Origin of the sequence: Hydrogenophaga intermedia (assembly GCF_023715105.1) — a bacterium.
GTDB lineage: Bacteria > Pseudomonadota > Gammaproteobacteria > Burkholderiales > Burkholderiaceae_C > Hydrogenophaga > Hydrogenophaga intermedia_A.
Genome location: NZ_JAMBNO010000003.1, coordinates 262,368 through 284,809 on the forward strand (window position 1 = coordinate 262,368; position 22,442 = coordinate 284,809).

The window sequence follows — 22,442 nt, forward strand, 5'->3', positions numbered from 1 at the left end:
CGGCGGCGTCAGCGCAGGGTGTCTGCCGGCAGGTGATCGATCTCGCTCAGCAGCTGCGCCAGCGCGCGCCCCGCGGCGTCGAGCAGCGCTGCGCCGTTGTCCGCCGTGGCCGCCGCGGCGTTGCCGACCGCACCGCTGGCATTGAGATCCTGGGTCTGCCAGGCAAAGCGCGCGCTGCGCCCGTTGCCCAGCAGCTCGAACTGCGCCGCGCGCTGCTCGCTGCTGGAGCGAAAGTGCTGCGCCAGCGCCATGCGCACGCGCTCCGGGCGCAAGGCAAGCATGAGCGAGGTTTCGATCTCGCCCCCGTGGATGCCGAAGCGGTGCTCTTGCGCCGCAAAGCGCGCGTTGATGTCTTCGCCATCCGGTCCGCGCAGCGGCCACTGGAACCAGCTCGTGCTGAACGCCAGCAGGCCGCGACGCGCGCGCAGATCGCGCGCCACCGGGTCCAGCAGGCCCGTCTGCCCGCCGTGCGTGTTGAACAGCACCAGCTTCTTCACGCCGGCGTCGGCCACACATTCACCCAGTTCGGTCCACAGGCGGATCAGCGTCTCGGCCTTGAGCGTGAGCGTGCCCGCAAACGCCGTGTGCTCGGGCGAGAAGCCCACCACCTGCGGCGGCAGGAACAGCACCGGCAGGTCGGCCGCCAGGTGCGGCAGCGCCGCGTCGATGACACCGCGCGCAATGTCGGCATCCACCGACAGCGGCAGGTGCGGGCCGTGTTGCTCGACGGCGGCCACCGGCAGCACGGCGATGGTGCGCGCGCCGTCGAGTGCGGCGAAGTCGGTGGTGGTGAGGTCGCTCCAGAAGCGCGAGGGCAGGGCTTGCGGCATCGCGCGATCTTAGGGCCTGCGGCGCCCGGTCAGCGGCCGTCGTAGAGCCAGCGCCGCGACCACGGGAGCTCCGCCGCCACACGCCCCGAGGGCCGGCACAGCACCTGGTACAGCGCGATCTCATCGTGCTCGAACGCCCATGCGCAGCCGGCAAGATAGACGCGCCAGATGCGCCAGGTCCTCTCGTCGACCATGGAGCGCAGCGCGTGCGCACTGGCCTCGAAGCGCTCGCTCCAGGCGCTGCAGGTGCGTGCGTAGTGGCGGCGCAGGTTCTCGATGTCGAAGGCCTCCAGCCCGCCCTCCTGCATGGTGCGCAACACGGTCCCGATGTGCGGCAACTCGCCGCGCGGAAACACGTAACGCTCGATGAAGCTGCCGCCGCCGTGCTTCGTCTCGCCGTCGTGGGCGTCGGTGCTGGTGATGCCGTGGTTCATGGCCCAGCCTTCGGGCCGAAGCAGCCGACGGATCTGCTGGAAGTAAGGCACCAGGTTGTCCAGCCCCACGTGCTCGAACATGCCCACGCTGGTGACGCGGTCGAACGGCTCGTCGCGCACGTCGCGGTAATCCTGCAGGCGGATCTCGATGCGGTCCTGCAGGCCGGCCTGCCTCACGCGCTCGGTGGCCAGTTCGTGCTGGTTCTTCGACAACGTGATGCCCACGCAACGCGCACCGAAGCTGCTGGCCGCGCGCAGCACCAACGCACCCCAGCCGCAGCCGATGTCGAGCAGGCGCTGGCCGGGTTGCAGTCGGATCTTGCGCAGGATGTGGTCGATCTTGGCCAGCTGTGCCTGCTCCAGCGTCTCGTCACCGTTCTCGAAGTACGCGCAGGAATAGACCATGTTCTCGTCGAGCCAGCTGCGGTAGAACGCGTTGGACACGTCGTAGTGGTACTGGATCGCCTCGGCATCGACCTCGCGCGTGTGCACGAAGCTGCGCTTGATGCGCCCGATGAGGCCGTTCTCGGGCTGCGCGTGATCGGCCAGGCCATGCGCGGCAGCCACCACGTCGGCCAGTGCACCCTCGACGTCGATCAAGCCTTCCACGTAGGCGCGGCCCAGGGTGTCGAGGTTGGGGTCGATCAGCAGCGGCAGGCCGCTCGCGTCCTTCACGCGGATGGTGACCGCGGGGCGCTCGAAATGCCCGAGATCCAGCGGCGTGCCGCCGTCGCGCCAGTACAGACGGATCGGCAGGTTGACTTTGTCCTTCATGCGCCGCGCCCAGGGCATCAGCGCCACTTCCACGATCGCTCCCATGCGGCATCCCTCCGATGGTGGTGGTCAGGTGTTGAACGGCCAGACCCGGGTTGTACCGAAAAAATGTCGAGCGGGGAAAGTCCCCGGGGGTGGCGAGCCCGCGCAGGCGTGGCCGTCGCCCCCGCTTGGCGGCCGACAGCCGCGCGCCGCGGCCCGGAACTCGGATGAGCCGGTGCCGTCATACCCCGGCGGCCCCGTGGGGCCGACAATCCCCGTGCCATGAACCCATCTTCGCTGGCCGCCCGCGTGCGGCAAACCCTGTTGCGTCAAGTTCTGCGTCTGTTGCTGCCGGCGGGCCTGGCAGCCTGCGCGCTGCCGTCGCTGGCGCAAGGCCTGGGCGCGCTCACGGCGGGTGCGCCGGCGCCCGGCGGTGTGTTCCAGTCGCCCCAGACCCGCGCCGAGCTCGTCGCACACGCCCCCGAGGGCGTGCGCCCGGGCCAGCCGTTGTGGGTGGGCCTGCGCCTGGAGCATGCGCCTGAGTGGCACACCTACTGGAAGAACGCGGGCGACTCGGGCCTGCCCACCGAACTGCGCTGGACATTGCCGGAGGGCGTGAGCGCGGGCGAGATCGCCTGGCCCACGCCGCGCAAGTTCCCGATCGGCACCTTGGCGAACTACGGCTACGACGGCACCGTGATCCTGCCGGTCCCGTTGCAGGTGAGTGACAACTTCCGCGGTGACACGCTCCCCGTCAAGCTCGACGCCGCCTGGCTGGTGTGCAAGAAGGAGTGCATTCCCGAGGAAGCGAGCTTTGCGCTCGACCTGCCGGTGAACGGCACCAGCGCCGGCCATGCCCCGCTGTTCGCGGCCATGCAGGCCGCCCTGCCGCGCGAGCAACCCCCCGGGGCCAGCCAGCTGCAGCCCGAAGAGGGCTTTTTGCGCGTGGCGCTGGACGGCCTGCCCGCCGCCTGGCGCGGCCGCTCGCTGGAGTTCTTTCCCGAGCTTACCGGCGTGATCGAGCCCGGCGCGGCGTGGACCCAGGCTTGGGAGGACGGGCGCTGGAGCGCACGCATCCCGCTCTCACCGCACCGCTTCGAAGCGCCCGCCCAGATGGCGCTGGTGGTGGCGCCGGCCCAGCCCGCGGGTTCGGGCGCGGGCGAGGCCGGCGTGCGGCTGCAGGTACCGGTGCAGGGCACCTGGCCTGCGGCCGCCCCGCTGCCGGCGGCCGTGCCCGATGCGCTGCAGGCCGCGCTGGACGCCAACGCGGCGCGCGCCGGTGCCAGCGCGCCCACATCGACAACCTCCCTCACCCTTGGCGCCGCCCTGCTGGGCGCGCTCATCGGCGGCCTCATCCTCAACCTCATGCCCTGCGTGTTCCCGGTGCTGGCCATCAAGGTGATGGCCTTCGCGCAACACGCCGACGACCGCCGCGCGCACCGCCGCGCCGGCCTGGCCTACACCGCGGGCGTGGTGCTGTCCTTCATGGCGCTGGGCGCGCTGTTGCTGGGCTTGCGCGCCGCGGGCGAGCAGCTCGGCTGGGGTTTCCAGTTGCAGAGCCCGGCCGTGGTGGCGGCGCTGGCGGTGCTGTTCACCGTCATCGGCCTCAATCTGGCCGGCCTGTTCGAGTTCGGCCAGCTCGCGCCGGGCCGGCTGGCCGGCCTGCAGCTGCGCCACCCCACGGCCGACGCCTTCCTCACCGGCGTGCTGGCCACCGCCGTCGCCTCGCCCTGCACCGCACCCTTCATGGGCGCCTCGCTGGGCTTGGCGGTGGCGCTGCCCACCACGCAGGCGCTGGCGGTGTTCGCCGTGCTTGGCCTGGGCATGGCCCTGCCCTATCTGGTCGCCAGCTGGGTGCCGGCGGTCGCGCGCGCGCTGCCGCGCCCGGGGCCGTGGATGCTGCGCTTCAAGCAGTTCATGGCCTTCCCCATGTTTGCCACCGTGGTCTGGCTGCTGTGGGTGCTTGGCCAGCAAAGCGGCATCGACGGCGCGGCCGCGCTGCTGATGCTGCTGGTGGTGCTGGCACTCGCGATCTGGGCGCTGGGCCTGGCGGGCAAAGCCCGCGTGGTGCTGGGCGGGGCCTCGCTCGCAGCGCTGCTGGCACTGGCCATCGGCATCGGACCGAACGTGGTGCAACTGCAGGCCGCCGACGCGGCCACCGCACCCGCACCCACGGCGGTGGCGGGTGTGGCCTGGGAGCCCTGGAGCCCGCAGCGCCAGGCCGAGCTCACCGCCCAGGGCCGCACCGTGTTCGTGGACTTCACCGCCGCCTGGTGCGTGACCTGCCAGTACAACAAACGCACCACGCTCGCCGACGAGCGCGTGCTGGCCGACGTGGCCGAGGGCCAGGTGGCCCTGCTGCGCGCCGACTGGACGCGCCGCGACCCGGCCGTGACGCAGGCGCTCGCCGCGCTCGGCCGCAACGGCGTGCCGGTGTACGCGATTTACCGCAACGGGCAGCCCGTCACGGTGCTGTCCGAGGTGCTCAGCGTCGACGAGGTGCGCACCGCGCTGGCGCAGCCCTGAATCCATTGCGCCGTTACTTTCCACCCAACCAGGAGATCCCGCCATGAAACGCCGTCCCCTGCTCGCCCTGAGCGCGCTTGCGCCGCTCACCGCCTTTCTGCCCGCCGCGCACGCGGCCGCCGTGGGCCAGGCTGCGCCTGACTTCACGTTGATGGACACCGCCGGCAAGCCGGTCAAGCTGTCCGACTTCCGCGGCAAGCACGTGGTGCTGGAGTGGAACAACCCGGGCTGTCCGTTCGTGCGCAAGCACTACCAGGGCAACATGCAGGCGCTGCAGAAGGATGCGGCCAGCAAGGGCATCGTGTGGCTGGCCATCAACTCCACCGAGGACGCCAGCGCCGACTACCTGACGCCGCCCCAGATGGCGCGCTGGATGAGCGAGCAGAAGGCTGCCGCGACGGCCACACTGATGGACGAGGACGGCCAGGTCGGCCGCGCCTTCGCCGCGCGCGTGACGCCGCACATGTACATCGTCGACCCACAAGGCAAGCTGGTCTATGCCGGCGGCATCGACAGCATCGCTTCGGCACGCGTGGACGACATTCCCAAGGCCACGCCCTACATCCGCAATGCCATGGCCGAGATCGCCGCTGGCAAGCCGCTGTCCGTCAGCACCAGCCGGCCTTACGGCTGCACGATCAAGTACAAGAGCGGCGCCGCATAGACAAGCCCGTCCCCGCGGCGCTGCGCGCAGGGCGCAGACATAATCGGCCGGACCATACCCCCGGCCCCCATCCACGCCCATGCCCTTTGCCCCTTTGCAGAACGACAGCTTCCTGCGCGCCTGCCTGCGCCAGTCCACCGACCACACGCCCGTGTGGCTCATGCGGCAAGCAGGCCGCTACCTGCCCGAGTACCGCGCCACGCGCGCCAAGGCAGGCAGCTTCATGGGCCTGGCCACCAACGTGGACTACGCGACCGAGGTCACGCTGCAGCCGCTGGAGCGCTACCCGCTGGATGCGGCCATCCTGTTCTCCGACATCCTCACCGTGCCCGACGCCATGGGCCTGGGCTTGTCGTTCGCGATGGGCGAAGGCCCGAAGTTCGAGAAGACCGTGCGCACCGAGGCCGATGTCGCCGCACTTGCGGCGCCCGACTTGAACAAGTTGCGCTACGTGTTCGATGCGGTCACCTCGATCCGCCGCGCGTTGAACGGCCGCGTGCCCCTGATCGGCTTTTCGGGCAGCCCCTGGACGCTGGCCTGCTACATGGTCGAGGGCGGCGGTTCTGACGACTACCGCCACGTCAAGACGCTCATGTACGCGCGGCCCGACCTCATGCACCGTGTGCTCGCCATCAACGCCGACGCGGTGGCCGCCTACCTGAACGCGCAGATCGAGGCCGGCGCGCAGGCCGTGATGGTGTTCGACAGCTGGGGCGGCGTGCTCGCCGACGGCGCCTTTCAGGCCTTCAGCCTGGCCTACACGCAGCGCGTGCTCGCCCAGCTCAAGCGCGAACACGCGGGCGTTGTCATCCCGCGCATCGTGTTCACCAAGGGTGGCGGCTTGTGGCTGGACGAGATGAAACCGCTCGACTGCGAGGTGCTGGGGCTGGACTGGACCGTCTCGCTCGCCCGCGCCCGCGCGCTGGTGGGCGAGGGCCCCGGCGCCAAGGCATTGCAGGGCAACATCGACCCGAACGTGCTGTTCGCGCCGCCCGCGGCCATCGAGGCCGAGGTGATCAAGGTGATCGAGAGCTTCGGCCGCCCGCACAGCGGCGCCGGCACCGGGCCCACGCACATCTTCAACCTGGGCCACGGCATCAGCCAGCACACACCGCCCGAGCACGTGACGGCGCTGGTCGACGCGGTGCATTCGCATTCGCGGCGCATGCGCCAGACGGTCTGATTTCTCCCCCATGCGGTGCTGCGAAATCCGCAGCACCGCGGCGCTGTCATGCGGCCGTCATACACGCGCCCTAGCACAAAATCAATCCGAAAAATCGCTTGACAGTTGCCAGTTATGCACAAAATTTGTGCTGCGGTGCGCCATGTCCCAACACACGCCTGCGATACCGGCACCAAGGGGATCTGCATACGTAAGCCATTGATTTAAAACAGCTTTGTGCATTGCCTGTTTTCTGGGCAATTTAAGCAAAGTGTTGATTTTCAAGGGCCACAGCGCCGGGGAATACACCTATCAACAAAGTTATCCACAGTTCCGTTGGATATGTTCTTCCGGCCTTTGACATCAAGCACTTAGGCGTGTTTTCGCCGACGAACGTGAGGAACCTGCCATAAGCACCTGTTACTGGCCCGCCGTGGTGGTGGCCACCCCGGCGCACAGCGGGGTGGGCGAGGCGCTGAGCTACCGCAGCGAGCGGCCGCTCCCCGCCGGTGCGCTGGTGCGCGTGCCCCTGGGCGCGCGCGAGGTGCTGGGCATTGTCTGGCGTTGCGACGACGCACCACCCGAAGGCCTGGCGCCCGACCAGGCACGCGACGTGGCGCAGGTGCTCGACGCCCTGCCGCCCCTGGACCAGGGATGGCGCGAGCTGGTGAGCTTTGCGGCGCGCTACTACCAGCGCAGCCTGGGCGAGGTGGCGCTGGCCGCACTGCCACCGCCGTTGCGCGACCTGAGCCCCGAACAACTGGCACGCCGCCTCAAGCGCCCGGCGCGGGCCGTGGCCGCCGAGACCTTGGGCGACAGCGAGCGAACCCTGAGTGCCGAGCAGGCCGCGGCGTTGGCCGAGATCGATGCCGCCGACACCCCGGCGCTGTTGTTCGGCACCACTGGCAGCGGCAAGACCGAGGTCTACCTGCAGGCCTGCGCGCACGCCCTGGCCAGCGACGCCGCGGCCCAGGTGCTGGTGCTGGTCCCGGAGATCAACCTCACGCCACAGCTTGAAGAGCGCTTTCGCGCGCGCTTTGCCGCCGCCCACGGTGGCGACGCGGTGGTGAGCCTGCACAGCGGCATGACACCGCCGCAGCGCCTGGCCGGCTGGATCGCGGCGCACACCGGCCGCGCGCGCATCGTGCTGGGCACGCGGCTGGCGGTGTTCGCCAGCCTGCCGGGCTTGAAGCTCATCGTCGTCGACGAGGAGCACGACCCGAGCTACAAGAGCCAGGATGGTGCGCGCTACTCGGCGCGCGACCTCGCGATTTACCGCGCGAAAGTCGCCGGTGCGCGGGTCGTGCTCGGTTCGGCCACGCCCTCGCTGGAGAGCTGGCACGCCAGCGAGCAGGGCCGCTACCGGCGTCTGGCCATGCCCTCTCGCATCGGCGGCGGCGCGCTGCCGCGCCTGCGCCTGGTGGACATGAACCACCAGCCCAAGGGCGCGCTGATCGCCCCGCCGCTGCTGGCCGCGCTGCAGGAACGGGTGACGCGCGGCGAGCAAAGCCTGGTGCTCATCAACCGCCGCGGCTACGCGCCGGTGCTGGCTTGCCACGCCTGCGGCTGGAAGAGCGGCTGCCCGCACTGCAGCGCCTACCGCGTGTTCCACAAGCTCGACCGCACGCTGCGCTGCCACCACTGCGGCTTCACGCAGCGCGTGCCACGCGCCTGCCCCGACTGCGGCAACCTCGACATCGAGCCCATCGGCCGCGGCACCGAGCAGGTGGAAGAACAACTGGCCGGCCTGCTGGCCGATGCGCGCCGCCCCGACGGCGGGCCCGCGCGCGTGGCGCGCATGGACGCCGACACCACCAAGGCCAAGGGCAGCCTGGAAGCGCAACTGGCCGCCCTGCACGCGGGCGACGTCGATGTGCTGGTGGGCACGCAGATGATCGCCAAGGGGCACGACTTTCGCCGCATCACGCTGGTGGCCGCGATCAACGCCGATGCCGCGCTGTTCGCGAGCGACCACCGCGCGCCCGAGCGGCTGTTCGCGCTGCTGCTGCAGGCCGCCGGCCGCGCCGGGCGCGACGCCGTGCACGCCGACAGCAGCGAGCTGTGGGTGCAGACCTGGCACCCCGAACACAAGCTGTTCACGCACCTTCGTGCCCACGATTACCCCGGCTTCGCCAGCGCCGAACTGGCCGACCGACAGGCCGCGGCGATGCCGCCGTTTGCGCACCAGGCGCTGTTGCGTGCCGACGCGCGCACGCAGGAGGCCGCACAGGGATTCCTCAAGGCCGCAGCGCGCGCCGCGCGGGCATTGCCCGAGTTGGCGGCGGTGACGCTCTACCCCGCGGTGCCGCTGACCATCCAGCGCGTGGCCAACGTGGAACGCGCGCAACTGCTGATCGAGAGCGATTCGCGCGCCGCGCTGCAGCGTTTCCTGTCGGCCTGGCAACCGCTGCTGCTGCAATCGCGCAGCGCACCCGAGGCGCGCGGCCTGATCCGCTTCGCCGTGGACGTCGACCCGCTCACCGTGTGAGGTTCAGGCCTGCACGGTGAGCGCGCCGCACAAGGTCTCGACCGTCACCGCGACGTCGCGGATCTTGAACGGCTGCAACAGCAGTCGGCGGATGCCCAGTGGCTTGAGGCGCTGCACCACCTGCGCGTCGGCGCTGGCGGCCATCACGGCCACCGGGACGTCCGTGCGCGTGACGAACTCACCGCGCCGCAGGCGCTCGATCAGGTCGAGCGCGACGTCGCCTTCGGCCAGCGAGACGAGCCACAGGTCGAACGCTTGCGACTGCAGCATCTGCAGGCCCACAGCCACCGTCGCGGCCTGGTGGACCTGGGCCAGATCGAGGTCACGGCACACGCCCGAGACGGTGCTGCGCACGAGCCGGTCGGGCTCGACGATCAGCAAGCGCGGCGCGGTGGCCTGCACGCTGAGGACCGTCATGCCACGAGCTCCTTGCGCACCATCTCTTCGACCACCAGGTCGCGCAGCGAACCCAGGATGGACAGGCCGATGGGGTCGATCTCGCGCGGGCGACGATCCATGAGACACAGCGCGCCCACCGCGGGGCCGTAGGGCAGGCGCAGGATCGCCCCGGCATAGAAGCGGATCCAGGGCGGCCCGCTGACCAACGGGTTGTCGCGAAAGCGCTCGTCCTTGAGCGCGTCAGGCACCACGAGAAATCGCCGCTCGAGGATGGTGTGCCCGCAGAACGACACGTCGCGCGAGGTCTCGCAGGCATCGAGGCCGAAATTGGACTTGAACCATTGCCGATCGCGGTCCACGAGCGAGATGGTGGCAATCGGCACCTCGAACTCGCTCATGGCAAAACGCGTGATGCGATCGAACCGCTCCTCGGGCGGTGTGTCGAGGATGAGCAGTTCACGCAAGGCCTGCAGACGGGCCTCTTCGTCCGGGGGGATGGGGGCAGGGATCATCGTGTCTTGGGCGTTGCGCGCATGGGGCCTCTCGGCATCACGTCCTTCATATCGGCACGCAGCGCGCAAAGCTGAAGCCTGCGAGCGTGAAAAAGCCCCCGGGGCGCAGGGCCGCGGGGGCTTCATGTCAACCGGCCGTCAATCAGGCGAGGTCGAAGCGGTCCAGGTTCATCACCTTGTTCCACGCGGCCACGAAGTCCTTCACGAACTTCTTGCCGTTGTCGTTCTGCGCGTACACCTCGGCGATGGCGCGCAGCTGCGAGTTCGAGCCGAAGGCCAGGTCGACACGCGAGGCCGTCCACTTCACCGCGCCGCTCTTGCGGTCACGCCCTTCGTAGGTGTTGTCGCCGGTGGGTTTCCACTGGGTCGACATGTCCACGAGATTGACGAAGAAGTCGTTGGTGAGCTGGCCCGGGCGCTGCGTGAACACGCCGGCCTTGGAACCACCCACGTTGGCGCCGAGCACGCGCAGGCCACCGACCAGCACCGTCATCTCGGGCGCGCTCAGCGTGAGCAGCTGCGCCTTGTCGATCAGCATCTCCTCGGGCGAGACGCTGTAGGCCTTCTGGCGGTAGTTGCGGAAACCGTCGGCCACCGGTTCGAGCACGCCGAACGATTCCACATCGGTCTGCTCTTGCGAGGCGTCCATGCGGCCGGGCGCAAACGGCACCTCGATGCTGTGGCCGGCGGCCTTGGCGGCGGCCTCCACACCGGCGCAGCCGGCCAGCACGATCAGGTCGGCCATCGAGATCTTCTTGCCGCCCGAGGCGCCCTTGTTGAAGTCGGCCTGGATGCCTTCCAGCGCCTTGAGCACCTTGGCCAGTTGCGCCGGCTGGTTGGCTTCCCAGTCCTTCTGCGGGGCCAGGCGGATGCGTGCACCGTTGGCACCACCGCGGCGGTCGGAACCTCGGTAGGTGGAGGCCGAGGCCCAGGCGGTGGACACCAGCTCGGCCACCGACAGGCCCGAGGCCAGCACCTTGGCCTTGAGCGCCGCGACGTCCTTGGCGTCGACCAGCGGGTGGTTGACGGCGGGGATCGGGTCCTGCCAGATCAGGTCTTCCTTCGGCACCTCGGGGCCCAGGTACAGGCTCTTGGGGCCCATGTCGCGGTGCGTGAGCTTGAACCAGGCGCGGGCGTACGCGTCGGCGAATTCCTCGGGGTTGTTGAGGAAGTGGCGCGCGATCTTCTCGTAGGCCGGATCGAACTTGAGCGACAGGTCGGCCGTGGTCATCGAGGGTGGGTGCTTCTTGCTCGGGTCGTGCGCGTCGGGGATCATGTCCTCGGGCGCCACGTTCTTGGCGCGCCACTGGATGGCACCAGCCGCGGTGGTCATCTGCTCGAAGTCGTACTTGAACAGCACCTTCAGGTAGCCCATGTCCCACTTGGTGGGGTTGGGTTTCCAGGCACCCTCGAAGCCGCTGGTGGTGGTGTCACCGCCCTTGCCGCTGCCGTGCTTGTTGATCCAGCCGAAGCCCATCTCTTCGATCGGCGCGCCTTCGGGCTCGGGGCCCACCAGGTTCGCGGGGCCGGCGCCGTGCATCTTGCCGAAGGTGTGGCCGCCGGCCACCAGGGCCACGGTCTCGTAGTCGTTCATGGCCATGCGCGCGAAGGTCTCGCGCACGTCGCGGCCAGAGGCCACCGGGTCGGGCTTGCCGTCCGGGCCCTGCGGGTTCACGTAGATCAGGCCCATCTGCACCGCGGCCAGCGGGTTCTCGAGGTTGCGATCACCGCTGTAGCGGCTGTTGGGCTTGTCGCTGGTGGCCAGCCACTCCTTTTCTGCGCCCCAGTAGATGTCTTCCTCGGGCGCCCAGATGTCGGCACGGCCACCACCGAAACCGAAGGTCTTGAAGCCCATGGTTTCCATGGCCACGTTGCCGCACAGGATGAACAGGTCGGCCCAGGAGATGGCGTTGCCGTACTTCTGCTTGATCGGCCACAGCAGGCGGCGGCCCTTGTCGAGGTTGCCGTTGTCGGGCCAGCTGTTGAGTGGCGCGAAACGCTGGTTGCCGGTGTTGGCACCGCCGCGGCCATCGGCCGTGCGGTAGGTGCCGGCCGCGTGCCAGGCCAGGCGGATGAACAGGCCGCCGTAGTGGCCGTAGTCGGCGGGCCACCAGTCCTGGCTCTGCGTCATCAGGTCGGCCAGGTCTTTCTTCAGGGCCTTGTAGTCCAGCTTCTTGAAGGCCTCGGCGTAATTGAAGTCCGGGTCCATCGGGTTGGACACCGGCTGGTGCTGGTGCAGGATGGACAGGTTGAGCTGGTTGGGCCACCAGTCGGCGTTGGACTGGGCGCCGTGCGTGGCGCGGGCACCCCCGGCGGCGTGGAATGGACACTTGGCTTCTGACATGGCGGTCTCCTTCTTGGGGCTGAGGTGTGTGAGCGAGGTCGCATGCGCGGCGCAGCACCCCACCCGGGGTGGGGGCTGGCAACGGGCACCCATGGTGCATCGACTTCAGGCGACCCGACAGACTCTAGAGACCGCAGGGCGATTCGTCCATGCAACAGTTCGGATTGTCTTGATAGGCATCAACTATTGTTGATGTCTGGGCGCCATCGGAGCGCGCCATCAAGTCAGCAGCGTGACGGCGCCCGAGAAGGTGAGGAACGCGGCCGCCGTGGACACCAGGATGATGCGCGCGATGCGCCCGTTGTCGGCGCCGAAACGCTCGGCCAGCAGCGAGACGTTGCTGGCGCTGGGCAAGGCCGCGACCAGCACCATCACCGTGAGCGCCTGGCTGGAGAGCCCCAGGCCGAGCTGCATCGCCACCAGCCCCGCGCCCAGCACCAGCAACGGGTGCGCGAAGAGCTTGATCGCCGCCACCGGCAGGTAGTCGGCCAGCGGCATCGGGTGGTTGGCCGTCATCTGCGCGCGCGCCAGCACCGCGCCGATGGTGAACAGCGCGACCGGCGAGGCTGCATCGGCCAGCAGCCACACGGTCTTCTCCACCGGTTCGGGCAGGCGGAACGCCCACGCCGAAGCCACACCCCCGAGCACGATGGCCCATGGCATGGGGTTGGTGAGCACGCCCTTGAGCGCCTTGCGCGCGGCATCGAACACGGCCGATCGGCCGTTGCCTTCAGCCTCATCGAGGCGCGAGAGGGCGATGCACAGGGAGGTGGTGACCAGCATGTCCACCACCATGGTGAGGATCACCGTGCCCGCGGCCGACGCGCCCAGCAGCGCCACGATCAGCGGCACGCCCATGAAGCCCGAGTTGGGAAACGCCGCCACCAGCGCGCCGAAGGACGCGTCGTTCCAGCGGATGCGCGCATTGAGCGTGAGCGCGATCGTCACGCCCGCGATCACCAGCCCGCACACCAGGTACAGCCCGGCCACACGCATGTCCAGCAGCTGCGTGATCGGCGTGGTGGAGCCGAAGCGAAACAGCATGCACGGCAAGGCGAAGAACAGCACGAAGCCGTTGAGCCCGGGAATCGCCTCCAGCGGCAGCATGCGCCGGCGCGCCGCCACGTAACCGGCGAGCACGAGCGCGAAGAACGGAAAGGTGACGAGCAGGACCTGCAGCACGGGCGGGATTGTGTCAGGCCGCGGCACGTGCCCCTCGGCCCATGACCCCCGGGCGACACCCCCCTCGCTATGATCCCCCGCTTTGCCCCGTTGCCTTGCCCATGTCCGCCGGTCTGAACCTTGCCCAGCTTGAAGCCGTGAACCACCTGGGCGGGCCCTGCCTGGTGCTGGCCGGGGCGGGTTCGGGCAAGACGCGCGTGATCACGCACAAGATTGCGCGCCTCATCCAGGCCGGGCTGGCCGCCGACCGCATCGCGGCCATCACCTTCACCAACAAGGCCGCGGCCGAGATGCGCGAACGCGCCGGCCAGCTGGTGGGGCGCGACGCGAAGAAGGTGCTGATCTGCACCTTCCACGCGCTGGGCGTGCGCCTGCTGCGCGAGGACGGCGAAGCGCTGGGCCTGAAGAAGCAGTTCAGCATCCTCGACACCGACGACATCACCAGCCTGCTCAAGGATTGCGGCACCACCACCGACGCCGCCACCGCGCGCCAGTGGCAGTGGGCCATCAGTGCCTGGAAGAGCGCGGGGCTCAACGCCGCCGCCGCGCTGGCGCAGGCGCGCGACGAGAGCGAGCGAACCACCGCGCTCATCATGCAGCGCTACGAAGAGCGGCTGGTGGCCTATCAGGCGGTGGATTTCGACGACCTGATTGCGCTGCCGCTGAAGCTGCTGAGCGAGCACGAGGCGGTGCGCGCCAAGTGGCAGCAGAAGATGGGCCACGTGCTGGTGGACGAATACCAGGACACCAACGCCACGCAGTACGAGTTGCTCAAGCTGCTGGTGGGCGAACGCGCGCGCTTCACCGCCGTGGGCGACGACGACCAGTCCATCTACGGCTGGCGCGGCGCCACGCTGGACAACCTCAAGCGCCTGCCGCAGGACTTTCCGCAGCTCAAGGTCATCAAGCTGGAGCAGAACTACCGCTCCACCAGCGCCATCCTGCGCGCGGCCAACAACGTCATCGGCCCCAACCCCAAGCTTTTTCCCAAGACGCTGTGGAGCGAGCTCGGTGAGGGCGAGCCGGTGCGCGTGGTGGACGCCGACAGCGAGGAGCACGAGGCCGAGCGCGCGGTGCTGCGCATCCAGGGCCTGCGCGCGAACTCGCAGCACAAGGAGTGGCGCGACTTTGCGGTGCTCTACCGCGCCAACCACCAGGCCAAGGCCTTCGAGCAGGCGCTGCGCCGCGCACAGATTCCCTACAAGGTTTCGGGCGGCCAGAGCTTTTTCGACAAGGCCGAGATCCGCGACCTGTGCGCCTGGCTGCGCCTGATCACCAACAACAACGACGATCCGGCCTTCCTGCGCGCGGCCACCACGCCCAAGCGTGGCATCGGCCACACCACGCTGCAGCAGCTCGGCGCGTTTGCCACGCAGTACAAACTGAGCCTGTTCGCGGCCCTGTTCTCGCACTCGCTGCCGAGCGCGGTGTCGGGCCGCGCGATTGCCACACTGCACGAGTTCGGCCGCCAGGTGAACGACCTCGAATACCGCGCGCGCCACACCGTGGGCCACGAGGCCGCGCGCGCCTTCCTCACCGAATGGCTCAAGGACATCGGCTACGAGCAGCACTTGTTCGACAGCGAGGACAACGACAAGGTGGCCGCCGCGCGCTGGGGCAACGTGCAGGAGTTCTGCGACTGGATCGCGGGCCGCTGCGGCGGACGGATCGACGACGCCACCGGCCCGCTGATCGAGAGCGAGCGCAAGAGTTTGCTGGAGGTGGTGCAGACGATCGCGCTGATCTCCACGCTTTCCGAGCGCGAGCAGGACCAGAACGTGGTGACGCTGTCGACGCTGCACGCATCGAAAGGCCTGGAGTGGCCGCACGTGGTGCTGGCCGGCGTGAACGAGGGCTTGCTGCCGTTCAAGATCGACGACGAAGAGGCCGGCGGCGAGGCGCAGCAGGTGCGCATCCAGGAGGAGCGGCGGCTGATGTACGTGGGCATCACGCGCGCGCAGCGCACGCTGGCGGTGAGCTGGCTCAAGCGCCGCAAGAAGGGCCGCGAGAGCGTGCCGGGCGCGCCGAGCCGCTTCATCGTCGAGATGGCGCTCGACCAGGCCACGGTGAAGGAAGACCCGCGCGAGAAGCTCAAGGCCTTGCGCGCCGAGTTCGCCAAACGCGCGCAGGACGGCGCGGATGCGCAGAAAGCACAGGCATGAGGCCGCGGACATGAAGGCGCTGCGCTCCTTGCCCCTGGCGCTTGCGCTGCTCGCCTTGCCGCAGGCGCAGGCGCAGACTCCGGCGCCGGGCGCAGGCCTGCCCGCGGGCTGCACGGTGCGCGAGCACGTGCCGCCAGCCGAGTTGGGCGGTGAGTGGCAGGTTCACTTGCGCGAGCCCGGCAGCCCGCCCGAGCGCCTGCGTGAACAAGGCCAGCTGCGCCTGGAGCGGCACCCCGAATACACCGACGGTGTGCGCGGCCCGCTGGTGCTTGGCACCGGTGGGCAGATGCGGCGCTCGCAAGTCTCGGGCGACGTCACGGACGGTGAATTCCACCTCGACGAATCCGAGGACGGCCGCGAGATATCGGCCGTCTGGAGCGGCCAGGCGCTGCAGTGCGCCGGCCAACTTGTCATCCACGGCACCCGTCGCCCGGCCGAAGGCGTCGGTGCGCCCGACCCCGAACTGGCGTTCCGGCTCACGCGCGTGCCCGGCTGGCGCTGAGCGCGGCGCGCGCGCCCACGGCGCTCAAGGGTCGAGCTGCTTCGCACGCTCGGGCGGGATCTCCATCGCCTTCTGCACGTCCTGCTGCAGCTGCTGCTGGGTGCGCTTCGCGTTCTCCAGCTCCTGCTGCTTCACGGCCGCACCGGTGGCGGCGCTGCCCACCGCCTCGGCACCGCAGGCTGCCAGCGCGAGCGCCACGCCCGACAAGGCAAGACTCAATGCAGGACGGATCGTCTTCATGAGGGGCTCCTCCATCGCGGTGTCCACCGCTCGGCCGCGTGCTGCAGCCCCGCGCCCAGCGCGATGGCCAGGGCCCAGGCCAGACCGGTGAACGCGAGCGCCGGCCCGAATCCCGACAGCCCCATGGCATGCCACAGGCCGCTGACCAGAATGATCACCGCAAAGTGGCCGACAAACACGCCGTACGACACATCGGCCAGGAAGTGCATCACACGCTGCGCCCACCGCGCAAGGCCGGCCGATGCGGGCCAGCGCAGGTGCGCCGCACCGTACAGGGCCAGCGCGGTGGCCAGCGCCAGCATCGGGCGCGCCCTCGGCGCGAACAACCAGTCGGCCAGCAGCACAGCCGCGGTCAGCACGAAGCAGACGCGTGCGCGCGGCTGCCCTACGGCCCACGCCGCCAGCGCCCCCAGCCCATAGGCCGACAGAAAGTAGATTGCCCACACGTCGAGCGCCGGCATGCGGCTGAACACCACGATGGAGGCCACCGTGGCCCCCGCCACCAGCACCGGCGCCCAGGTTTCCGCCAGCGGGCGGCCCGCCGCACCGAAGGCCCAGGCCAGCAGGGCGAACAGCGCGAACAACTGGAAGTCGATCGCCACGTACCAGACGCCGGCCGACAGCGCCGGCACGCCCAGCACGTCCTGCAGGAAGAACAGGTGCGCGAGCGCCGTGCCCACGGACGGCAGCGGCGAGAGCCAGTCGGCGTGCGCCAGCCAGCGCCCGACCAGCGCGGTGGCCAGCACCACCAGCAACAAGGCCAGCCACAGGGGCGGCGCCAGGCGCAGGAAGCGCTGCGCGATCGGCAACCAGGGGGCCAATGACGCCCGCCCGCGGTGCCGATCCAGCGATTGCGCGGTGAGGAAGCCGCCGATGACGAGGAACGGCTGCACCGCCAGCCGCCCGTGCTGCGACAGGAACTCGACCAACGCGGGCCACGCGGCCGCGAGCGCATCGCTCATCGGCGCGTACAGCACGAGGTGATGCAGCACGATGAGCTGCGAAGCCACCGCCTTGGTGGCGTCGATCAGGGGCGAACGGTTCACGGTGCGTGCCCCCGCCGACGGCCGTTCAGATCACGCCTTGCGCCAGCATCGCGTCGGCGACCTTGACGAAACCCGCGATGTTGGCGCCGTCCACATAGCTCACCCGCCCCTGCCCTCGCTGACCATGCTGCACGCAAGCCGCGTGGATGCCTTGCATGATCTGAAGCAGGCGCGCGTCGACTTCCTCGCGCGGCCAGGACAGGCGCAACGCGTTCTGGCTCATCTCGAGACCGGAGGTGGCCACACCACCCGCGTTGCTGGCTTTGCCAGGCGCGAACAGCACCCCGGCCTCTTCGAAGGCCCGCGCCGCGTCGATCGTCGAGGGCATGTTGGCGCCTTCGGCCACGCAGCGCACGCCATTGCGGATCAGCGTGGCCGCGTCCTGCGCGTCCAGCTCGTTCTGCGTCGCGCACGGCAGCGCGACATCGACCGGCACATGCCAGGGGCGCTTGCCGGCTTCGAAGTGCGCTCCCGTGCGCGCCGCGTAGTCGCTCACGCGGCCGAAGTGGTGGTTCTTCACGTCCATCAGGATGGCCAGCTTCTCGGGCGTGAAGCCGTCCTCGTCGACGATGGTGCCGCTGGAGTCGGACACGGTGACCACCTTCGCGCCCAGGGCCATGGCCTTCTCGACCGCGTACTGCGCGACATTGCCCGAACCCGACACCGACACGCGCAGGCCCTCGAACGCCATGCCGCGCGTCTTGAGCATTTCTTCAGCGAAATAGACCGTGCCGTAGCCTGTGGCCTCGGGGCGGATCAGCGAGCCGCCGAAACTCAGGCCCTTGCCCGTGAAGACACAGTCGGCCCGGTTGCTGAGCTTCTTGACCATGCCGGCCATGAAGCCCACCTCGCGCCCGCCCACGCCGATATCGCCCGCGGGCACATCGGTGTCGGCGCCCACGTGGCGGAACAGCTCTCCCGCGAACGCCTGGCAGAAGCGCATCACCTCGCCCGGGCTGCGGCCCTTGGGGTCGAAGTCCGCCCCGCCCTTGCCGCCGCCCATGGGCAGCGTGGTCAGCGCGTTCTTGAAGGTCTGCTCGAACGCCAGGAACTTCAGCACCGAGAGGTTGACGGAGGGATGGAAGCGGATGCCGCCTTTGTAAGGCCCGATCGCCATGCTGTGCTGGATGCGGTAGCCACGGTTGACGTGCACCACGCCATGGTCGTCGACCCACGACACCCGGAACATGACCACGCGCTCGGGCTCGACCAGCCGGTCCAGCAGGCTGTGCTCCGCGTACTTCGGGTGCGACTCGATGAAAGGCCACAGGCTCTCCATCACCTCGGTGACGGCCTGCAGGAACTCCGGCTGCCCCGGGTTGCGCCCGGCGACGTATTCAAGAAACTGGTGCGCGCTGGCGTACTTCAAAGCGATCCCCAAAACAGTGCAAAACCCGCCATTTTGCACGCCCGACGCACCAAACTGATTCATCTGCAAACACCGCTCTGCCGGGCATGCCGCCGCCGCTATGCCGGGTACCAACAGAACACGTCAGCCCCTGACTCTTGGGCAGGTTTTGCATCGATAACCGGCCGATGTCGGCTTACGCCCGAGAGTCCGATTCATCTGACACCATTGGAGCAACCAGCGCACGGAGCTTGTTGATCGCATCGGATGCGACATGCGGCAGGGAGGTGAAGACGACCTTCCTGCCGCCATCCAAGCTCCAGGGGCTCAAGTGTTCGGCCTGTGGGCTCGATGGCCGGGCGGGGTCCACCGGGTAGGCCAGCACGCCCCATGACAACCTGCTGGCTGCAGAAACGAACCGACCGAGGTAAGCAGCCATTTGGTATAGATCCTCGCGTTGCGGACCATTCGGCGCGCTAGCAGACGGATGCAGCGACTTGTACTTTGCGTCCACCACCCCATGAACCTGCCCTCCGGCATGGAGGATCGCGTCCGGAATCAGCGTGCCCAACCCCTGACCCGTGACGTCGCTAAGGAGCATCTTCCTGGTAGCGGCCTTCTCCCGGGTGCCGTGAGTCACGGTCAGCGGCCCGGCGGCCCTCCGCAGTACGCTGAGCACGTACATCTCCCACAACTCGGCTACGTCAAGCAGAACACCCCTGGTCTCGCCACTGGCGTCAATGTCGGCTGCAAGCCCTCTGCGGTTCGCAATCTGCCGAGACAGTTCCGCAATCGGCGCAAAGCCGGCCGTGATCGGCGTGTAGCGAATCCGATCGAGTTCGGCCTTCGTCGGCACGCGCGGGCGCGCACCAGTGACGGCCATCAGATTCGGGATCAGTTCCTTCGCGCGTGCGGGCATCCACTGCTCGTCTGGTACGCCAAGCCAGCGACGCAGAACTCCGTAGGCGGCCACGATGGCGTCGGACGCAGCGTGGTCCAGCGATCGCTCGGAGCGTATGGAAACGACTTGGCCGCCGCCTGCAGCGATCAACCGAAGAGACGCCGGGACATCGAGCCGGCCTCGAATCGTCGGCCCCCACGTGGCGACATCCCGGCGCAGTGCTGGAAGCCCGTGTCGTGCTGCCTCGATAAACCCGTGAGTCCACACGGACGCCAGGAGCTGGGCGATGAAGGACTCGTCCTCCCGCGGCTTTCCTGGTGCGTCGGTCACAACGACCGACGTCGCCTCGAAGAGCCAGTTCCGCAGAGTTGCCAGGCCAAAGCGCGGCTCGATGGTCAGGCTGTGCCCCTCAAAGGAGAGCGATCCAACGTATCGGCCGGCCCACCACGTGCCATCCCAGGCGCAGTAGACAACCGGCTCGTCCTCGTCACGCTCACCGGAAATCGGGACCACGTGATCCGTCGCGCGTGCGTTGATCGCGAGTCGGCGCAGCCAGGCAGCCTCTGCAGCAGTCGGCTGCGGCGCGAGCGGCGAACAGTCGCGCGCGACGAGTCTCACTCGGCCACCGTGGGCTTGAGGAGAACCTTTGACAACCGGTCAAGCTCCGCATTACGGGCAGCCGCATCCAGCCCTGCAAGGTACTGCTCCAGCAACGGGCGAATTGACAGGCTCCACACCTGCACCACCGGCTCAAGGGCTTCGCCCTTCTTGTTCCAGAGGTAGTTCTGCTTGCGCATCGGCCGCGGGCCGAGGAAGTTGCACAAGAACACGATCACGTCGAGCAAATAGGTGTGCCCGATTTCGTACTGGGCGCCAAGCAGCGGGCTGCCGTGGATCTCCCTGTTCAACGCTGCTGCTGCTGCGGCCAGTTTGCGGAAGTCCGGTTCGATGCGATCCCAGTCCAGGCCCGAACTCAGGCCCCTCCACTTAGCCTCGGCCGCACCGATCAGAGCCTCTGCGTCGAACGGGCACAGCATCCAAAGGAAGCGGCGGCGCAGCGCGAAGTCGATCTGCTCGACGGACTGGTCGATCAGATTCATGGTGCCGATCACGAAGAGATCGTCCGGGATGCGCAGCCTCATCGCAGCCCCATCTCCGTCGCGGGCTGGAAGCTCAATGGTCTCGTTGCGGTCTTCAAGCAACGAGAAGCATTCGCCAAGCATCCGGCTCAGGTCTGTCCGATTCATCTCGTCAAGGATCAGGACGTGGGGCAGCCGCTGCGCGCGAGGCTTCTTCTCGATGTCCTCGATGAGCCGGGGCAAGTATCCCGCCCGGTACTCGGTGCCCCCGCTGTTGGAAATGTGAAGCGCCCGGATGAAGTCCTCGTAGCTGTACGCTGGGTGCAGCTGCAATCGGTGGACGTTATCCTGGATGGCCGTATCAATGTCGGACTGAGACTGGAAGTACCGAGCAGGCCCCATCTGACTCAAGGCTGCAGATCGAATGATGCGCTCCGCCAGCTTCTTGGCGCGATAAGTCTTGCCAGTGCCCGGAGGCCCGAAAAGAACGATTTGCTTCTTGTGCTGGATGACCTCCAGCGGCGCCCCCTCCGATGCGCCCTCGCTGTCGTCGTACCACGCCTCACGGAGCGGGGACCAGTAGAAGTCAAGTGGCTGGTTCGGCACCAGCTTTTCGAGCTCACTCCTGATGGCGAAGATCGCGCGATCTTCGTCCTCCGATTCGGTGCTACCCAGCCCGGAGAATGCCTTGATGATTCTCCGCTTGTGGCTGCTGCTCGCGATTCGCTCGAAATGGTCCGGAAACAGCAGGTACAGCAGCATGTGCCGCAACTGCTTGGACTCGGCATCCTCGATGGCGTCGACGAATTCCTGAAAGAGCCAAGGGTCTGCCGCAACCTCTGCCTGCCGGTCCGGGGGTAACTTCTTCCATGCAATGACGAGATCGATCAGGAACGCAATTTCGAATGGTCGACGGGTGTTGTAGCCCTGCCCACCGCTGCCGATGCCGTTCGAGAAGGCACGGGATACCAGATGGGTCTCGGGCAGGCTGTCGCCGGCCCAGCCGAGAACTTCGTTGACGACCTGTCGCTTGCGCGCGCCACCCACGTTGGACGGGAACAGGAAGTAGACACACAGGATCTCCGCGGCCAAGCGAATCACCTCCTGCCCGGCTTTGCCGACTTGGTCCTTGAACTTGACGATGAAGGATCGATCGCCCTCATCTGGGGTAGCGACGAATGCTCTATGGATTTGCTCCAGAACGTCCGAGCGCCAGACGAATGAACCTTCGAATAGCAGAGAGCCGTCACGCAGGAGGCAGTTAGCGCGGAACGCCTCCACCACCGAGTAGATCTTGTCGGTATTGTGTTCCGTGTGACGGGCCATGGATTTCGCGCTCCTCTCTGTGACGCTTTGGAATCGGCCTGTGCGCCGATCTTCGCAGGTTGTGAGCATTGACCTCGGACTTGCCGATTCGCCGGCTCACTGGTCGACACAGTACCTTACTTGCCCGATTGCGCTTTTCTCGCCACAGCGCGAGAGCACCAAGGAAAGCAACTCCACGGGCTGTTCTCAGTCATGGCCAGGCTCTACGTGCGGGAGGTCCACCTCCTCAAGTCCGTGCGCACCCGCAAGGACAACGACAAGGAACTGGCGCACCTGCCGCGCGTGTTCGGGCACATGCCCATCGAGCTGATAGCGCCGATGCACATCCGCTAGTACCTCGACATTCGCGGCCAGGCAGCCAAAGTGGGCGCGAACCGCGAGAAGGCGCTCTTCTCCCACATCTTCAACAAGGCCGTAAGCGTCGCCTCAACACCCTCTTGACGAGGATGACAGCGGATAGTCAAACGTCCAGGACGTGGCGCAGCAGGGCGAAGCCGACGCGCCAATGGGTGCCATCGCCGGGGTCGATGGTGGCGGTGCG

18 protein-coding genes are annotated in these 22,442 nt (G+C 68.2%); 7 read left to right on the top strand and 11 right to left on the bottom strand.

Annotated elements, in window-relative coordinates; all coding sequences use genetic code 11:
- Positions 1 to 8: 8 nt before the first annotated feature.
- Both M3149_RS04610 and M3149_RS04615 read right to left on the bottom strand, forming a co-directional pair.
- On the bottom strand, positions 9 to 830 hold the full coding sequence (locus M3149_RS04610; RefSeq protein ID WP_251708150.1) for a creatininase family protein: 822 nt from the start codon (positions 828 to 830) through the stop codon (positions 9 to 11).
- Between the two features lie 29 nt (positions 831 to 859).
- Positions 860 to 2,083 (bottom strand): SAM-dependent methyltransferase, encoded by a 1,224-nt coding sequence (locus M3149_RS04615; protein WP_251708151.1) that lies wholly within the window; start codon positions 2,081 to 2,083, stop codon positions 860 to 862.
- Positions 2,084 to 2,302: 219 nt separating this feature from the next.
- Here M3149_RS04615 and M3149_RS04620 point away from each other — a divergent pair, with 219 nt between their 5' ends.
- The 4 genes from M3149_RS04620 (at position 2,303) to priA (ending at position 8,860) form a co-directional block, all read left to right on the top strand.
- Positions 2,303 to 4,546 carry a protein-disulfide reductase DsbD family protein gene (locus tag M3149_RS04620; RefSeq protein ID WP_251708152.1) on the top strand — a complete coding sequence of 748 codons (2,244 nt, stop codon included), beginning with the start codon at positions 2,303 to 2,305 and terminating at the stop codon, positions 4,544 to 4,546.
- 43 nt (positions 4,547 to 4,589) lie between these two features.
- Positions 4,590 to 5,210 carry a thioredoxin family protein gene (locus M3149_RS04625; RefSeq protein ID WP_251708153.1) on the top strand — a complete coding sequence of 207 codons (621 nt, stop codon included), beginning with the start codon at positions 4,590 to 4,592 and terminating at the stop codon, positions 5,208 to 5,210.
- 79 nt (positions 5,211 to 5,289) lie between these two features.
- A complete protein-coding gene (hemE, locus tag M3149_RS04630; RefSeq protein WP_251708154.1) occupies positions 5,290 to 6,393 on the top strand; it encodes a uroporphyrinogen decarboxylase in 1,104 nt (367 codons plus the stop codon).
- A 412-nt stretch (positions 6,394 to 6,805) separates the two neighbouring features.
- Positions 6,806 to 8,860, top strand: a complete 2,055-nt coding sequence (priA, locus tag M3149_RS04635) for a replication restart helicase PriA (protein ID WP_251708155.1) — start codon at positions 6,806 to 6,808, stop codon at positions 8,858 to 8,860.
- 3 nt (positions 8,861 to 8,863) lie between these two features.
- Here priA and M3149_RS04640 read toward each other — a convergent pair whose 3' ends face one another.
- The 4 genes from M3149_RS04640 to M3149_RS04655 form a co-directional block, all read right to left on the bottom strand.
- The gene (locus M3149_RS04640; protein ID WP_251708156.1) at positions 8,864 to 9,277 is read right to left on the bottom strand and encodes a response regulator; all 414 of its coding nucleotides are present in this window, start codon (positions 9,275 to 9,277) and stop codon (positions 8,864 to 8,866) included.
- Positions 9,274 to 9,771 carry a GAF domain-containing protein gene (locus M3149_RS04645; protein ID WP_251708157.1) on the bottom strand — a complete coding sequence of 166 codons (498 nt, stop codon included), beginning with the start codon at positions 9,769 to 9,771 and terminating at the stop codon, positions 9,274 to 9,276. The genes M3149_RS04640 and M3149_RS04645 overlap by 4 nt, the downstream gene beginning before the upstream one ends.
- Before the next feature lie 142 nt (positions 9,772 to 9,913).
- The gene (gene katG / locus M3149_RS04650) at positions 9,914 to 12,115 is read right to left on the bottom strand and encodes a catalase/peroxidase HPI (RefSeq protein WP_251708158.1); all 2,202 of its coding nucleotides are present in this window, start codon (positions 12,113 to 12,115) and stop codon (positions 9,914 to 9,916) included.
- Between the two features lie 219 nt (positions 12,116 to 12,334).
- A complete protein-coding gene (locus M3149_RS04655) occupies positions 12,335 to 13,297 on the bottom strand; it encodes an AEC family transporter (RefSeq protein ID WP_251708159.1) in 963 nt (320 codons plus the stop codon).
- 101 nt (positions 13,298 to 13,398) lie between these two features.
- Between M3149_RS04655 and M3149_RS04660 the strand changes: the two genes are divergently transcribed.
- Together M3149_RS04660 and M3149_RS04665 are read left to right on the top strand one after the other, a co-directional pair.
- On the top strand, positions 13,399 to 15,459 hold the full coding sequence (locus M3149_RS04660; RefSeq protein ID WP_251708160.1) for an ATP-dependent helicase: 2,061 nt from the start codon (positions 13,399 to 13,401) through the stop codon (positions 15,457 to 15,459).
- Between the two features lie 10 nt (positions 15,460 to 15,469).
- The gene (locus M3149_RS04665; protein WP_251708161.1) at positions 15,470 to 15,961 is read left to right on the top strand and encodes a hypothetical protein; all 492 of its coding nucleotides are present in this window, start codon (positions 15,470 to 15,472) and stop codon (positions 15,959 to 15,961) included.
- Positions 15,962 to 15,985: 24 nt separating this feature from the next.
- Here the strand turns inward: M3149_RS04665 and M3149_RS04670 are convergent, their stop codons facing one another.
- The 5 genes from M3149_RS04670 to M3149_RS04690 form a co-directional block, all read right to left on the bottom strand.
- The gene (locus M3149_RS04670) at positions 15,986 to 16,201 is read right to left on the bottom strand and encodes a hypothetical protein (RefSeq protein WP_251708162.1); all 216 of its coding nucleotides are present in this window, start codon (positions 16,199 to 16,201) and stop codon (positions 15,986 to 15,988) included.
- Positions 16,198 to 17,247: an acyltransferase family protein gene (locus tag M3149_RS04675; RefSeq protein ID WP_251708163.1), complete on the bottom strand. Its 1,050-nt coding sequence runs from the start codon at positions 17,245 to 17,247 to the stop codon at positions 16,198 to 16,200. Before M3149_RS04675 ends, M3149_RS04670 begins: the two co-directional genes overlap by 4 nt.
- Positions 17,248 to 17,272: 25 nt before the next feature.
- Complete coding sequence (gene gdhA, locus M3149_RS04680; RefSeq protein ID WP_251708164.1) at positions 17,273 to 18,616, bottom strand: NADP-specific glutamate dehydrogenase; 1,344 nt, start codon at positions 18,614 to 18,616, stop codon at positions 17,273 to 17,275.
- 175 nt (positions 18,617 to 18,791) lie between these two features.
- The gene (locus M3149_RS04685; protein WP_251708165.1) at positions 18,792 to 20,114 is read right to left on the bottom strand and encodes a 5-methylcytosine restriction system specificity protein McrC; all 1,323 of its coding nucleotides are present in this window, start codon (positions 20,112 to 20,114) and stop codon (positions 18,792 to 18,794) included.
- A complete protein-coding gene (locus tag M3149_RS04690) occupies positions 20,111 to 21,901 on the bottom strand; it encodes an AAA family ATPase (protein WP_251708166.1) in 1,791 nt (596 codons plus the stop codon). The genes M3149_RS04685 and M3149_RS04690 overlap by 4 nt, the downstream gene beginning before the upstream one ends.
- A 192-nt stretch (positions 21,902 to 22,093) precedes the next feature.
- Here M3149_RS04690 and M3149_RS04695 point away from each other — a divergent pair, with 192 nt between their 5' ends.
- Complete coding sequence (locus M3149_RS04695) at positions 22,094 to 22,234, top strand: hypothetical protein (protein ID WP_251708167.1); 141 nt, start codon at positions 22,094 to 22,096, stop codon at positions 22,232 to 22,234.
- Positions 22,235 to 22,442 lie beyond the last annotated feature (208 nt).